Origin of the sequence: Rheinheimera tilapiae (genome assembly GCF_042432165.1) — a bacterium.
GTDB lineage: Bacteria > Pseudomonadota > Gammaproteobacteria > Enterobacterales > Alteromonadaceae > Pararheinheimera > Pararheinheimera tilapiae.
The window spans coordinates 287,846-302,681 of the sequence record NZ_JBHLXP010000003.1; the positions used below are offsets into that span (position 1 = coordinate 287,846).

General features: G+C 51.6%; 11 protein-coding genes. 5 read left to right on the forward strand and 6 right to left on the reverse strand.

Features of this window, described 5'->3' with window-relative positions:
• The first annotated feature begins 138 nt into the window (after nucleotides 1–138).
• From pepA to ACFFJP_RS12235, 5 genes are all read left to right on the forward strand, one after another.
• Nucleotides 139–1,647, forward strand: a complete 1,509-nt coding sequence (gene pepA, locus ACFFJP_RS12215) for a leucyl aminopeptidase (RefSeq protein WP_377244202.1) — start codon at nucleotides 139–141, stop codon at nucleotides 1,645–1,647.
• A gap of 73 nt (nucleotides 1,648–1,720) precedes the next feature.
• A complete protein-coding gene (locus ACFFJP_RS12220) occupies nucleotides 1,721–2,152 on the forward strand; it encodes a DNA polymerase III subunit chi (RefSeq protein ID WP_208931885.1) in 432 nt (143 codons plus the stop codon).
• Nucleotides 2,153–2,207: 55 nt separating this feature from the next.
• Nucleotides 2,208–5,072: a valine--tRNA ligase gene (locus tag ACFFJP_RS12225; protein ID WP_377244204.1), complete on the forward strand. Its 2,865-nt coding sequence runs from the start codon at nucleotides 2,208–2,210 to the stop codon at nucleotides 5,070–5,072.
• Between the two features lie 118 nt (nucleotides 5,073–5,190).
• Entirely contained in the window at nucleotides 5,191–5,400 is a 210-nt protein-coding gene (locus ACFFJP_RS12230; protein ID WP_377244207.1) for a hypothetical protein, read from the forward strand.
• 269 nt (nucleotides 5,401–5,669) lie between these two features.
• Nucleotides 5,670–6,479 carry a THxN family PEP-CTERM protein gene (locus tag ACFFJP_RS12235; RefSeq protein ID WP_377244210.1) on the forward strand — a complete coding sequence of 270 codons (810 nt, stop codon included), beginning with the start codon at nucleotides 5,670–5,672 and terminating at the stop codon, nucleotides 6,477–6,479.
• Between the two features lie 168 nt (nucleotides 6,480–6,647).
• On the opposite strand, the gene ACFFJP_RS12240 is transcribed toward ACFFJP_RS12235, so the two are convergent.
• The 6 genes from ACFFJP_RS12240 to parE form a co-directional block, all read right to left on the reverse strand.
• The gene (locus tag ACFFJP_RS12240; RefSeq protein WP_377244213.1) at nucleotides 6,648–7,442 is read right to left on the reverse strand and encodes a THxN family PEP-CTERM protein; all 795 of its coding nucleotides are present in this window, start codon (nucleotides 7,440–7,442) and stop codon (nucleotides 6,648–6,650) included.
• Nucleotides 7,443–7,686: 244 nt separating this feature from the next.
• Nucleotides 7,687–8,055, reverse strand: coding sequence for a ribonuclease E inhibitor RraB (rraB, locus tag ACFFJP_RS12245; RefSeq protein WP_377244216.1), 369 nt, complete (start codon nucleotides 8,053–8,055; stop codon nucleotides 7,687–7,689).
• Nucleotides 8,056–8,060: 5 nt separating this feature from the next.
• Nucleotides 8,061–8,807, reverse strand: coding sequence for a 1-acylglycerol-3-phosphate O-acyltransferase (locus tag ACFFJP_RS12250; RefSeq protein WP_377244219.1), 747 nt, complete (start codon nucleotides 8,805–8,807; stop codon nucleotides 8,061–8,063).
• 230 nt (nucleotides 8,808–9,037) lie between these two features.
• The gene (gene parC / locus ACFFJP_RS12255; RefSeq protein WP_377244222.1) at nucleotides 9,038–11,305 is read right to left on the reverse strand and encodes a DNA topoisomerase IV subunit A; all 2,268 of its coding nucleotides are present in this window, start codon (nucleotides 11,303–11,305) and stop codon (nucleotides 9,038–9,040) included.
• 27 nt (nucleotides 11,306–11,332) lie between these two features.
• Nucleotides 11,333–12,727: a tetratricopeptide repeat protein gene (locus ACFFJP_RS12260; protein WP_377244225.1), complete on the reverse strand. Its 1,395-nt coding sequence runs from the start codon at nucleotides 12,725–12,727 to the stop codon at nucleotides 11,333–11,335.
• A 135-nt stretch (nucleotides 12,728–12,862) separates the two neighbouring features.
• On the reverse strand, nucleotides 12,863–14,755 hold the full coding sequence (gene parE, locus ACFFJP_RS12265; protein WP_377244228.1) for a DNA topoisomerase IV subunit B: 1,893 nt from the start codon (nucleotides 14,753–14,755) through the stop codon (nucleotides 12,863–12,865).
• Nucleotides 14,756–14,836: the final 81 nt, after the last annotated feature.

The following is a 14,836-nucleotide window of genomic DNA, read 5'->3' on the forward strand; positions in this document are numbered from 1 at the left end:
CTGGATATTTATAGCAATTATTATCAACGAAACTGCAGCGGATTCCGAGCTTTTTATTAGCGCAGAACAGCTCTTCACCAAGCATAGCGCCCAGTCCGGCCCCCTGCTGCAATTTGTCTCTTTGAATCAGGAGTCCCCATGGAGTTCAGCGTTAAAAGCGGAAGTCCGGAAAAACAACGCAGTGCCTGCATTGTCGTTGGTGTTTATGAGCCACGCCGGCTGTCCGCCGTGGCCGAACAGCTGGACAAAATCAGCGAAGGTTACATCAGCAATCTATTACGTCGGGGCGACCTTGAAGGCAAACCGGGTCAGATGTTATTGCTGCACCATGTGCCGAATGTACTGAGTGAACGCGTGCTGTTGGTTGGCTGTGGCAAAGAACGTGAATTAGACGAGCGCCAGTATCGCCAGATCATTGCCAAAACTATCAGTACACTGAACGAAACCGGCTCGATGGAAGCCGTGTGTTTCCTGTCGGAATTGCATGTTAAAGGCCGCGACACCTACTGGAAAGTGCGTCATGCCGTCGAAACGACGCAGGACTGCCTCTATGTATTCGACAAGCTGAAAAGTAAAAAAGACGAAACCCGCCGCCCGCTGCGCAAAATCGTCTTTAACGTGCCGACCCGCCGTGACCTGACCATCGGTGAAAAGGCCGTCGAGCATGGTTTGGCCGTGGCTGCTGGTATCAAAAAATGTAAAGACGTCGGCAATATGCCGCCGAATATCTGTACGCCGGTGTGGCTGGCAGATCAAGCGAAGAAGCTGGCCGAACTGTCAGACAAGGTCACTGTTGAAGTCCTTGGCACTGCTGAAATGGCGGCGCTGGGCATGAATTCATACCTCGCGGTGGCGCGTGGCTCGGAAAATCCGGCCGCGATGGCCGTGATCCATTATCAGGGCGCCGCCGACAATAGCGCACCGGTCGTTTTGGTAGGCAAAGGCCTGACGTTTGACACCGGCGGCATCAGCATCAAGCCGTCGGATGCCATGGATGAAATGAAGTACGACATGTGTGGCGCCGCCTCAGTGCTTGGCACTATGCAGGCCGCCGCCTCGCTCGGCTTACCGCTGAATATCATCGGCGTCTTAGCCGCAGCGGAAAACATGCCAGATGGCAATGCCTATCGCCCGGGCGATATTCTGACGACGATGTCTGGTCAGACAGTCGAAGTGCTCAATACCGACGCCGAAGGCCGCTTAGTGCTCTGTGACGCGCTGACTTATGTCGAGCGCTTTGACCCGGATGTGGTCATCGACGTGGCAACCTTAACCGGCGCCTGTGTTATTGCGCTCGGTAAACATGCGTCTGGCTTACTCAGTAATCACAATCCGCTGGCGCATGAAATTCTCAATGCGTCCGAGCAAAGTGGCGACCGCGCCTGGCGTTTACCGCTGTGGGACGATTATCAGGACCAGCTAGAAAGCCCGTTTGCGGACTTCAGCAACCTGGGTGGCCGCGCCGCCGGTACTATCACGGCCGCCTGCTTCCTGTCGCGCTTTACCCGCAAATACAACTGGGCGCACCTGGATATAGCCGGCACCGCCTGGCGCAGTGGTGGCAAAGACAAAGGCTCAACCGGCAGACCGGTCGCGATGCTGACGCAGTTTTTAATTAACCGCGCTGGCCATCATCCACAGGATTAACCTAAGCAGCCGCCCGGTGAGGCTCGCCAGACCGGGCAGCTGTGTATGAGTGCGTGTTAATGAGAGCCAACTAATGCAAGTACAATTTTATTTGCTGCAACAAGATGAGCTGGCAGGCATGCCGGCTCATTTTGCTTTGACCTGCCAGCTGTGTGCCGATTTGTTTCGCGCCAACCAGCGCGTCTTCGTCTACTGCCCAAATCAGCAAGACGCCGAGGCGGTCGATGAGGTATTATGGCAGTTTGACGCTGAACGCTTTGTGCCACACAACCTGGCAGGTGAAGGCCCGGCCCGTGGGGCTCCGGTCGAGATCAGCTGGCAAGGTCCAAGGACCAGCCGCCAGGTGCTGATTAACCTCACCGACACTGTGCCCGCTTTTGCCAACCGCTTCAGTCAGATCATCGAATTTGTGCCGGCGGCCGAACAAGGCAAAGCCGCGGCGCGACAGAAATTTAAACATTACCGTCAGCTTGGGGTGGAACCGCAAACGCGTACCCCCGAATAGACCCGAATCTTCAATGATGAAGGGTTTTAAACGCTGAGCAGATCAGGCAGATACCATGGAAAAAACATTTAATCCGAGTCAAATCGAACAGGCGATGTACAACGCCTGGGAAAGCAAAGGCTATTTCAAACCGTCAGGTGACAATAGCAACGGCGCGTACTGCATCATGATCCCGCCGCCAAACGTCACCGGCAGCCTGCATATGGGACACGCTTTCCAGCAAACCATCATGGACGCGCTGACCCGCTACAAACGCATGTTGGGTAAAAACACCTTGTGGCAGGTCGGTACCGACCACGCCGGTATCGCCACGCAAATGGTGGTAGAGCGCAAACTGGCTGCCGCCGGCTTACCGGATCGTCACGCCATGGGCCGTGATACCTTCATCGAAAAAGTCTGGGAATGGAAAGCAGAATCCGGTGGCACTATCACTTCGCAAATGCGCCGTCTTGGCAACTCAGTTGACTGGGATAAAGAACGTTTCACGATGGATGATGGCCTGTCGAACGCAGTACAGGAAGTGTTTGTCCGCTTGTATGAAGACGACCTGATTTACCGCGGCAAACGCCTGGTGAACTGGGACCCGAAACTGCATACCGCCATTTCTGACCTGGAAGTTGAAAACAAAGAACAACGCGGCCACTTCTGGCACCTGCGTTATCCGCTGGCCGATGGCGTCAAAACGCTGGATGGCAAAGATTATATCGTGGTCGCCACCACCCGGCCTGAAACCATGCTCGGTGACACCGCCGTTGCCGTGAACCCGGACGACGAGCGTTATCAGTCGCTGATTGGCAAAGACATTCTGCTGCCACTGGTGAATCGCCGCATCACGATTATCGCTGACGAGCATGCCGACAAAGACAAAGGCTCGGGCTGTGTAAAAATCACGCCGGCGCACGATTTTAACGACTATGAAGTCGGTAAACGCCATGGCCTGACCATGATCAACGTGATGACGCCGGATGCAACGATCCGCGCCACCGGCGAATGTTTCTTCACCAACGGCGAAGAAAACACCGCACTTGAAGCGCCAATCCCTGCTGAATTTGCCGGCTTAGAGCGCTTCGCCGCGCGTAAAGCCATTGTTGCCGCTTTAGATGCGTTGGGTTTGCTGGATAAAGTCGAAGAGCTGACCAACACCCTGCCATACGGCGACCGTTCAGGCGTGGTGATCGAACCGATGCTGACTGACCAGTGGTATGTCCGCGTGGCACCGATGGCGAAAACTGCTATTGAAGCGGTGGAAAACGGCGACATTCAGTTCGTGCCAAAACAATACGAAAACATGTACTACAGCTGGATGCGTGACATTCAGGACTGGTGTATTTCCCGTCAACTGTGGTGGGGCCACCGTATTCCAGCCTGGTACGCTGCCGATGGCAAAGTTTATGTTGGCCGCAATGAAGCCGAAGTACGCGCCAAACATGGTTTAGATAACAGCGTATCGCTGCGTCAGGACAACGACGTGTTAGATACCTGGTTCTCGTCTGCACTGTGGACTTTCTCTACGCTGGGCTGGCCAGACAACACTGAAGATTTAAAAACCTTCCATCCGACCGACGTGCTGGTAACGGGTTTTGACATCATTTTCTTCTGGGTGGCCCGGATGATTATGATGACGATGCATTTCATCAAAGACGAAAACGGTAAGCCGCAGGTGCCGTTTAAGACTGTGTATGTGACCGGTCTTATCCGCGACGAAAACGGCGACAAAATGTCGAAATCTAAGGGCAACGTCATCGATCCGCTGGATATGATTGACGGCATCAGCCTCGAAGACCTGCTGGAAAAACGCACCAGCAACATGATGCAGCCACAGCTGGCAGAAAAAATCGGCAATCAGACCAAAAAACAATTCCCGGAAGGTATTGAAGCCACCGGCACTGACGCCTTGCGCTTCACCTTAGCCGCGCTGGCGTCAACCGGCCGCGACATCAACTGGGATATGAAGCGCCTTGAAGGTTACCGCAACTTCGTCAACAAGCTGTGGAACGCCAGCCGTTACGTGACGATGATGACGGAAGACAAAGACACCGGCCTCTGCGGCGGCGACATCGAACTGTCGCTGGCTGATCATTGGATCCTGAGTCAGTACCAGGAAACAGTGACGCAGTTCCGCCAGTACCTCGACAGCTACCGTTTTGATATGGCGGCCAATACGCTGTACGAATTTACCTGGAACCAGTTCTGTGACTGGTATCTGGAGCTGACGAAACCTGTGCTGTTCAAGGGCACTGAAGCGCAGCAACGTGGCACCCGCCAGACACTGGTGACAGTGCTGGAATCACTACTGCGTCTGATGCACCCGATCATGCCATTTATCACCGAAGAGATTTGGCAGCGCGTAGCGCCGCTGGCGAAAAAAGATTTCAGCGCCGGCATCAGCATTATGAACCAAGCCTATCCAGAAGCGGACAGCGCGTTGATTAACACTGCTGCACAAGCCGATATCGAGTGGGTCAAAGGCTTTATTCTGGCCATTCGTAACATTCGCGGTGAAATGGATATTGCACCAACCAAGCCACTGCCAGTGTTGCTACGCAATCTGTCGGCAGAAGACAGCCGTCGTTTGGAGCAAAACCGCGCCCTGCTGCTGAACTTAGCCAAACTAGACAGCATCACGGTATTAACTGATGCAGATACAGCGCCTGCGAGCGCTACGCAGCTGTTAGGTGCGATGGACCTGTTGATCCCGATGGCAGGTCTTATCGACAAAGACGCAGAGCTGTCGCGTATTGCCAAGCAACTGGAGAAAATGCAGCAGGAAGTCAGCCGTGTAGCCGGCAAACTGGCCAACGAAGGTTTTGTTGCCAAAGCACCGGAAGCGGTACTGGCGAAAGAACGTGAGAAACTGGCCGACGCCGAAGCCGCAGTGGCCAAACTACTGGTGCAGCAGGCACAAATCGCTGCGCTGTAACTGGGTATCTGCTAAATGACTAAGGCGACCTGCGGGTCGCCTTTTTTATCAGGTGACTGTCATAAATCTGCCATCAACTACAACTAGGCTGAGAAACTCAAATTGAGTGGAGTTGGCCATGTTACCTTATAAAAAATTGCTATTGCGTCGAAACGCATTTTTCCGGCAGCAACTGTCAATGCAGCATCAAAGTGCATCAGCGGTAACGGAAAACATAGAGCCACAGCTTCAGGCCGCAATTGAAAGCCATTCAACAACGCTCCACTCACCCATTGACGAGGCCTCATCCTATCTCGCTACAAACGCGTTGCAGCAATTGTCGCGCTGAGTTAAGCGCAGGTTGACTACCGCACCAGAACAACACGACATTGCTAAGAATTTATTCCATCCAGCTTCACTTGCACCCACGTTATTTTCATTCCCTCATGTTGAATTACAACACTTAACAAATGTCCATATTTTATACACACCATATATCAACAACTCTGAATTATTCATATTTATCAATTAGATAAATTTTGGCTCGCTTTTTGCCAATGTAAGCGCGGACATGTAGTTTCGTCTGAAGGTCACAATACAAATCACATGGAGAGTCTTATGCGTAATTTAATCGCTGCCTCAGTACTGGCAGTCGCTGCAGTGCCAATGACGGCATCTGCAAGCCTGGTCACCCAATGGCAATATCTGGCAACTTCTAACTGGTCACAACCTGTTGTGTTCTCTGCTTCTGGTAATGGCACAACTTCAGTCACAAACGACGTGATCAGTTGGGGTGCTACTGGTGGATCTTACAAAGGTGCTGGCGCGAAAAACCGCAGTGCGCTCGAGATCGCTGGTATGGCTGCCCCGGCAACCGTAAATACCAACGCAGTCAATGCGTCGTTAACCAATTCAATTACTCACTACAACAACGTCCTGAATGGCTACTCAACGTTAACCAGCGCGGTGTTAACCACCTCACTGCAGTTACAGCCATGGGCGCCGGTGATTGGGCCTGTGTTCCCGCCTAAAGTGCTGAACTTTGATATCCGTTTTAAAGAAACTAGCAATACAAACTCGGCCGCGAACTGTGGTTTTGCCAGCACTGGTGCCTGTGATGATATTTTTGTCATCGACAACCCGGCCAGCCTGGTTACTAAGTTCGTTTACGACGGTTACAAATACACAGTAAAACTGGTGGAAACCACACAAACTCTGGGCGGTTTGTCAGCAGCAGCTTGTGCTATTGCCAATTCAGCGCCTAATTGTGTTGGCTTCCAGACTGTTGAAGGTCAAAACACCACGGCTCAGTTTGGCTTCACCATTGAAAGCGAGAAAATCTCAGTACCAGCACCTGCGACACTGGGTTTATTGGCGTTTTCAGTATTGGGTTTGAGCTTGTCTTCGCGTCTGCGTAAAAAAGCCTGATAAGCATCTGGCGAAACAAAGGCTCTGCGGAGCCTTTTTTTTGGCGCGTTGATTTTATGAAGTTCTAATTTCAGCCAGTATCCGGCAAGCGGAATAAATTTCCAGCCGATGCAAGGTTCCAAAAAACAAAAAAGCCTGCAAATGCAGGCTTTTATACGACGTGTTCAGTTATTTCGCTGAGCGACGACGACCGTACATGAACAGAGATAACAAGCCCAGACCCAATACACCAGTTCCGGCTGGTGCTGACACTTCCACGCCGTTGATCAACAGACCAAACATTGCAGCAGTCGCAGCTTGTTCAATAGTTTTGAAGCCAAGGCAACCCGCACCAGCACCTGCTTGCGCACAAGCAGCTGGGCTCAAACCTGTCAGACTTGAAGTAGTTTCAACCACCGCTGTGGTGTATTTAGCGCCGTTGTAGTTGAAGCTAGTGACCAAATCACCGACTTCGATCACAAAGATGTCGTCACAGTTTGACGCGCTGTCAAAACCGCAGCTGCCATCGTTTGGTGTTTCAATGAACCGGATGGTGAAATTCAATGTTTTAGTAGGCAACGCTGAATCTGGCGTTGGCAGGAAAGGTTTCAGTTTTAACGTGGTTTTTAACAGCGCAGTTTCAAGGCTTTTGGTACCACCGGCCAGAATGTTATTGAAGTGCGTAATGACGTTAGTCAGTACCGGCATCATACTATTCGTAACTAAATCAGTACCACTCTGTGGGCTGTTACTAATCACCAGCGCACTGCGGTTTTTCGGGCTGCTGCTATAACTGCCGCCGGTGGCACCCCAGCTCAGTACTGAGCTGCTGGTTGCTGTGGTACCGTCTCCAGATGCCTGGAAGGTTGCGCCTGTCCATTCAGATGCGACTTCATATTCCCACTGAGTGACCAATGCTGCTTGAGCGAGCTGCGGTAATAAGAAGGCACAAGCCAGTGCTGTAGTTTTGATTAATCTTTTCATGATCTTCTCCTTGAGAACGAATTCGATACTGTAGACATCTGGGTACGGCTTCGGTGTCCTGGTGAAGATGTAAGCATTAACTGGACCAACATTAAAGTTCTTTCTAATTCAGTAATTTATAATGTACCTAAATTGACTTCCGTAAATTTTTCTGACAGTCATACCACTTTCCCTGACATTTGTGGCGGCAATAAAAAAGGAGCTGGTCATAGCTCCTTTTTGCAGTCAGTTCAGAACGAAGTAGTTATTCTTCGTCATCCTCATCAAATTCTTCATCACCTTCATAGTAGGTACCCCAGCCGTCATATTCGATACCGAATTTTTGTGCCAGTTGTTCCAGCTTGATCGCGTCTGCGGTGATATCTGTCGCGTTCAGTGATTGTTCGCGGATCGCGTCAAATACCCAAGCGCTGCCGCCGTCTTCAAACTCCACTTCTTCTGCGTCTGTGACTTCAAACCCAAGCTTAAACACTTCCACTGCCAGCTTTTCCAGCTGAGCAAAATCGGCATGATAAAAATGGTGTTCGACTGTGTACTCGGCATCCGGATCACTGCCGTCTTCTAAAAGGGCATTGACGGTTTCTTCGGTAAATTCTTGCCAGTTTTCAGACATCTGGATCATCCTGTGACAGTTGTAGTCTGCGCAGTGTAATCGCTGCTTAACTCGCTATCAAGCTGAGCAATTTTTGCGGCCATCATCTCGCGCACCTGAGTGGCGATTTCCCTGACCGGCGCATGCAGTTCGGCCGGACTTAATGGCGGCAGCAACTCAATAATGATACGGCCATTATTCCACCGATTTAACCGGATCTTGTTGCTGGTGCTGCTCATACAAATCGGCACTATGCCGACTTGCGCCTGCTGAGCGATATGAAAAGCGCCGGTTTTAAACGGTAACAAGCCGCGACCCCGACTGCGCGTCCCTTCTGGGAATACCCAAACTGACAGCTGATCGCGGGTGATGCGCTCCACCGCGCCTTGCATAGTGCCAACAGCTTTACTTTTGTTATTACGATCAATCAGGATATTGCCAAGGAACCAATATAGCTGGCCAAAAAACGGGATCCATTTCAGGCTTTTTTTGCCAATGGTGACAGTGCCGGGCACCAAAGCACCACTGATGGTAAACAAATCATAATTATTCTGGTGATTGGCCAGAAATACACAGGGCATCGCTGCCGTGACAGCCGGATCACGGCGGATCTCCACAGTCACGCCTAAAATCTTACTGGCTTTGCCATACCAGCTCGACACTACCCCAACGTTCTCGCGATGAAAAGGCCGGACCAGACATAACACCAAACCCGCCACCGTTGTGACGACAATAAATACAGCCAGTAAAAAAATTCGAATGACAGCTAACACGGCATAACCTCACTTCAATCAGGCCGGCAGTATAAACTGTTTACAACTGTACGCTGGTTTGATCTGTACAGAATTGCCGGTATTCCGTCAGATTTGTTGCAAGTTAGCCCCATCTTCAGCAATTCCGGAGCACAGATGTGTACTGAGTGGTCACTGTAACAACTGTCATCGCGGGCATTTTGTTCTGCTGCAAAAAGCAGAAACCACCCGCAGGTGGTTTCTGTTGTGTCTTACAGTGCGGAATCACCGACTTCGCCGACCAGCAGCTCATCGATGCGCTGGAGCCCACGGGGTAACTTATTCCCGCGCCGGCCCCGTTCACCAACATAATGTGCCAGATCAGAGGCTTTGATCGTCATCTTACGTTTACCGGCGACTAGAGTGACACCACTGTCGGCCGGCACAACGGCCAGGATTTTCAAATACTCTTCGCGACTGGCGGCACGTGCCGAGGCGATACTGAGGATCTTATTGCCTTTGCCTTTGGCCAGTTTCGGCAGCTCAGACACTGGGAACACCAACATCCGGCCTTCATTGGAGATCGCGACCACCTGATCAGTGGCCGGATCTTTAATCGGTTGCGGTGTCATCACTTTGGCGCCAGCCGGCAGACTCAGCAGCGCCTTGCCTGCTTTATTACGACTGATCAAATCTTCGAAGCTAGCGACAAAACCATAACCCGCATCGCTGGCGATCAAAAGCTGCAGTTGGTTCTCGGCCATCAACACATGCTCGAAATTCTCACCAGCCACTAAAGCAAACCGCGTGGTCAGCGGCTCACCCTGACCGCGGGCCGATGGCAGATCATGTGCTTCGGCGGCAAAACTGCGGCCGCTGGAATCGATAAACGCCGCATATTGATTGCTGCGACCGCTCGCGGCCGATTTAAAGCCATCGCCCGCTTTATATTGCAGACTATTGCCGTCCACGTCGGTGCCTTTGGCACAGCGCACCCAGCCTTTTTCCGACAGGATCACGGTGACCGCTTCACTCGGTAGCAACTCTTTTTCACTGAGCGCTTTGGCTTCTTCACGCTGGACGATCGGACTACGACGGTCATCACCATATTTTTTCGCATCGGCGAGCAATTCGGTGCGGATGAGTTTGGTCAGTTTGTTTTCACTGCCCAAAATGCCCTGTAGATATTCACGCTCTTTGTTCAGTTCGTCCTGTTCCGCGCGAATTTTAAACTCTTCGAGTTTCGCCAGATGACGCAATTTCAGTTCCAGAATGGCTTCGGCCTGACGATCAGTCAGTAAAAACCGCTCGATCAGCACCGGTTTGGGCTCATCGTTTTCGCGAATAATACGGATCACTTCGTCAATATTCAGAAACGCGATTAACAAGGCTTCCAGTACATGCAGCCGATCCAGCACTTTATCGAGGCGATATTGCAAGCGGCGACGCACCGTATCGCGACGGAAAACCAGCCATTCGCTGAGAATTTCCAACAGGTTTTTTACCCGAGGCCGTTGATCGAGACCCAGAATATTCAAATTCACCCGATAGGATTTTTCTAAATCCGTCGTGGCGAATAAATGCTGCATCAGCTGTTCAACATCGATGCGGTTGGAACGTGGCACTATAACGATTCGGGTCGGGCTTTCGTGGTCTGACTCATCGCGCAAGTCTGACACCATCGGCAGCTTTTTCGCATTCATCTGCGCGGCGATCTGTTCCAGCACTTTGGCGCCGGAAGTCTGATGTGGCAACGCAGTAATGACAATATCACCATCTTCAACGGTATAAATCGCCCGCATCCGCACACTGCCACGACCGGTTTCATAAATAGTCTGTAATTCATGCTGCGGCGTGATAATTTCGGCATCGGTCGGATAATCCGGCCCTTTGACATACTGCAGCAAATCCGGCACTGACGCTGCAGGGTTGTCCAATAAATGACAAGCTGCTTCAGTAATTTCACGCACATTGTGTGGCGGAATGTCGGTCGCCATCCCCACTGCGATACCGGTCACGCCATTCAACAAAATATGCGGCAACCGGGCTGGCAATACTTTGGGTTCATCCAGTGTGCCGTCGAAATTCGGGATCCAATCGACCGTCCCCTGCCCCAACTCACTTAACAGCAACTCGCTGAAACGCGACAGTTTGGCCTCGGTGTAACGCATGGCGGCGAAAGATTTCGGATCATCCGGCGCACCCCAGTTACCCTGACCGTCGACCAGCGGATAGCGGTAAGAAAACGGCTGCGCCATCAGCACCATGGCTTCATAACAGGCACTGTCGCCATGCGGGTGGAATTTACCCAGCACATCACCAACGGTACGCGCTGATTTTTTATACTTCGCGACATGCGATAAACCGAGCTCAGACATGGCATAGACGATACGGCGCTGCACCGGCTTCAGCCCGTCGCCGATATGCGGTAACGCCCGGTCCATAATCACGTACATCGAATAATTGAGGTAGGCTTCTTCAGTAAAATGCCGCATCGGGCGTTGTTCAATCCCGTCGGCGCTGATGATGATATCAGTCATGCATTACCCTTTTCGGCAAAATTAGCCTTATTCTGTGGCTGAAAGACTCTGACGACGACGCCGCCATTGCCACAGCAATAACGTCAGCAGGATCAGACTGGTGCTGGCAAACAGCCCAATCCACAGCCATTGGATCTGACGCTTACGTTCCACTTCCTGTAATCGCAGAGCCTGCAGCTCATTGTCCTTTTGCAGCAACTCGTTTTTCGCTTGTTGACGCTCCGCATCAAAGCTCAAACGCAGCTTCTGCACCTGTAAATCGCGTTTATCGTCTTGCAGGCTGACATAATTTTTGAAGAATTGATCGAGCAGGCTGTAGGCTTTTTCAAAGTCGCCGTTGTCTGCATACAAATGCGACTTTAACCGGTCAAAATGCAGTGCAAAAAATTTGTCTGACACATTGCGTTGATTACCAAGCGTCTCTGCCGCCAAATCCACTTCCTGAAACGCCAGGCTGGTTTGGCCCAATGCCCGGTAAATCAGCGCTTTTTCAAAATGATGCTCGCTAAGCTGATACGTCGATTGCAGATAAGGTAGATACGCATCAGCCTGCTCCATGTAAGACACGGCGGCATCGTACTTTTTCATACCACGATGAGTCGTCGCAAGGCCAAGATAGGCATAATACGATTGCACCGGATCTTCGGCATGCAGGCTCGCTTTTAACATCTTGTCGAATATTTCCAGCGCCAGTTCCGGTTTACTCTGGTAGCGATAGGTCATTGCCAGATTGTACCAGACCGAAACTTTGCTTTTCTCCCAGCCCAGCTCATCGAATAAGCGATAAGATTCTTCCAGCAGCTTGCGCGCTTCTTCATCACTCATCAGCATGGTGTACATTAAGCCCAATTCGGCATTCACACTGGCCAGCACTTCTTTATCGCCAAGCTTCACGGCGCGGTCGTAGGCTTGTTTTAATGTTTCCAGCGCTTCCTGATCCTGACTTTCTTCCGCCAGCATCGCCGCCAGATTAAGCTGTCCCAGGATCATCAGTTTTTCATCTTTTAACTCGGTCGCTAACGCCATGCCTTTTTTATAGTATTCATTGGCCTGAGCATATTCCCGATGCATTTCCAGCGCGTATCCCATACTAAACAGCAGTTCAACATGGGTTTTACTGAGTAAATCCGGCACCAGCGCCAAGCCGCGTTCTGCGGCAGCTAATTGATCGCGATGCCGGCCGAGCGCCTCGTATATCAGCGACAATTCGTTTAGCCAACTGGCTTGCTGCGTGACATTCCAGTTACCAAAATCAGCTTCATGGCTCAACGCCTGCTGCAACATGGCTTCCGGCTGAATATTTTTCTGTTGCTGAATTTGCAGTAACCAATCCGGTAACGCTGCAGTATTGGCATTGTTGGCCAGCGCAGATGCCGACCAACACCAAAGGCAACTCAGTATTATTGCTGCACAGACTTTCATAGTAATAATAATTCATCCAAAGTGCATAAATTGGCGGTTCAGAGTAGCGTGACCGATCAGCGCTGACAATCCCAGATCACTATCCTGTTCAAAAAACAAGCGATAGAGCAGTCGCAAAAATTCGCCTTCGGTGCGTTAAGCCAGAATGGCACGATCGCCTTTGTGCTCCAGCCAGTCCTTACGGTCGTTGGCGCGTTTTTTCGCCAACAACATATCCATCATTTCCAGCGTCTGGCGTTCATCATCGATGGTCAGCTGTACCAACCGGCGGGTATTCGGATCCATCGTGGTTTCCCGCAGCTGCAGCGGGTTCATTTCACCGAGGCCTTTAAAACGTTGCACATTGATTTTGCCGCGTTTTTTCTCAGCCTCCAGCCGATCGAGAATGCCATTTTTTTCATCCTCATCCAGCGCGTAATAAACGTCTTTACCAATGTCGATGCGATATAACGGTGGCATGGCAACAAAGACATGGCCAGCGTCAACTAGCGTGCGGAAGTGCTGCATAAACAGCGCGCAAAGTAAGGTGGCAATGTGCAGACCGTCTGAGTCGGCGTCGGCCAGAATACAAACCTTGCCATAACGCAGTTGTGACAAGTCCGTTGAATTTGGATCCAGTCCAATCGCGACTGAAATATCATGCACTTCCTGCGATGCCAGAATTTGTTCAGAATCGACTTCCCAGGTATTCAGAATTTTCCCGCGTAGCGGCATGACCGCCTGATATTCGCGGTCGCGTGCTTGTTTGGCGGAACCGCCGGCTGAATCCCCTTCCACCAGGAAAAGCTCGGAGCGGCTGACATCGGAGCCACTACAATCGGCCAGTTTGCCCGGTAATGCCGGGCCCGCTGTGACTTTTTTCCGCACAATTTTCTTTTCAGCACGTAAGCGTTTTTGCGCGTTATTGATGCAAAACTCCGCCAGTGTCTGCGCGACTTCGGTGTGCTCATTCAGCCACAGGCTGAAACTATCTTTGACCACGCCGGTGACAAAGCTTGACGCCTGGCGGCTTGATAAACGTTCTTTGGTCTGGCCGGCAAACTGCGGTTCCTGCATTTTCAGCGACAGGATATAGGCACAACGATCCCAGACATCTTCAGGTGTCAGTTTGATGCCACGTGGCAGTAAATTACGGAATTCACAGAATTCGCGCAGTGCTTCCAATAAGCCTTGGCGCAGACCATTGGCGTGGGTGCCGCCCTGCGCGGTTGGGATCAAATTGACATAACTTTCGGTCAGCAGCTCGCCGCCTTCCGGTAGCCATAACACGGCCCAGTCAACGGCTTCAGTACTGGCGGAAAAGGCACCGACAAACGGCAGCTCGGGTAATGTCACTGACTCTTTGACCGCGTCAATCAGGTAATCGCGGATCCCGGCGATGTAACACCAGCTGTAGCTCTGATCGTTGATTTTATCTTCGAATTTGACCGTCAGCCCCGGGCATAACACCGCTTTGGCTTTTAATACATGCAGCAAACGGCTGACCGAAAATTTGGGTGAATCAAAATACTTCGGATCTGCCCAGAAGCGCACGCGGGTGCCGGTATTGCGTTTGCCGACAGTCCCGGTGATCGCCAGTTCACTGACTTTATGACCATGTTCCAGCGCCATTTCGTAGACGTTACCATCGCGACGCACCGACACTTCAACCCGGCTGGATAATGCGTTGACCACCGAGATCCCGACGCCATGCAGGCCGCCCGAGAACTGGTAGTTTTTGTTGGAAAATTTACCACCGGCGTGCAGCCGGCACAGGATCAGTTCGACGCCGCTGACGCCCTCTTCCGGGTGAATATCGACCGGCATACCACGGCCATTATCAATGACTTCAATCGACTGATCCGGATGCAGAATAACTTGCACTGTGTCGGCATGCCCGGCTAACGCTTCGTCGACACTGTTATCGATGACTTCCTGCGCCAGGTGGTTAGGTCGCGAGGTGTCGGTGTACATACCCGGGCGACGCTGCACCGGCTCAAGGCCCGTCAGGACCTCAATGGAATCGGCATTATATTGTTGTTCTGTCATGCATAGGTTCCGGAGTCTGAATTGCGTTGAAGGCGCGGGTCCAACAGGACTGTACCTGAGGCTGTATCAATCCACAGTGTT